General features: G+C 47.0%; 2 tRNA genes and 1 rRNA gene. All 3 read right to left on the reverse strand.

Annotated features, from left to right (window positions below):
* Window positions 1-194: 194 nt before the first annotated feature.
* Window positions 195-270, reverse strand: a tRNA-Ala gene (locus KW837_RS28555).
* A 10-nt stretch (window positions 271-280) separates the two neighbouring features.
* Window positions 281-357, reverse strand: a tRNA-Ile gene (locus tag KW837_RS28560).
* 123 nt (window positions 358-480) lie between these two features.
* A 16S ribosomal RNA gene (locus KW837_RS28565) occupies window positions 481-542 on the reverse strand; the annotation flags it as partial.

Genomic DNA, 542 nt, shown 5'->3' on the forward strand with positions numbered 1-542 from the left:
CGACATTCGCCGAAAATTCGCGATTAAACTCACAAATTTTACCTTAGCCTGATCACCACCAGTGAAAGTGGCCATCAGTCTATCTTTCTATCACATACCCAAATTTTTAAAGAACGATCTAATCAAAAGACTAGAAATCAATATTCACAACGGAATATTCATTTCTAAACTCTCAAACGTGTCGAAGCAGTTTATGGTGGAGCCAAGCGGGATCGAACCGCTGACCTCCTGCGTGCAAGGCAGGCGCTCTCCCAGCTGAGCTATGGCCCCATAACAAAATTGGTGGGTCTGGGCAGATTCGAACTGCCGACCTCACCCTTATCAGGGGTGCGCTCTAACCAACTGAGCTACAGACCCAATTTCGAGCTTGTAACTGTTAGCGTTGAGCTATCAGCTTGGAGCTTAAAGCTGCTTCTATCGTCTTCTTCAATGAATCAAGCAATTCGTGTGGGAACTTATGGAGCAGCTGATGTCGTCGATTAAGGAGGTGATCCAGCCGCAGGTTCCCCTACGGCTACCTTGTTACGACTTCACCCCAGTCA

The sequence above is a fragment of the Pseudomonas sp. PDM24 genome, from assembly GCF_019218905.1.
In the GTDB taxonomy this organism is placed as follows: domain Bacteria; phylum Pseudomonadota; class Gammaproteobacteria; order Pseudomonadales; family Pseudomonadaceae; genus Aquipseudomonas.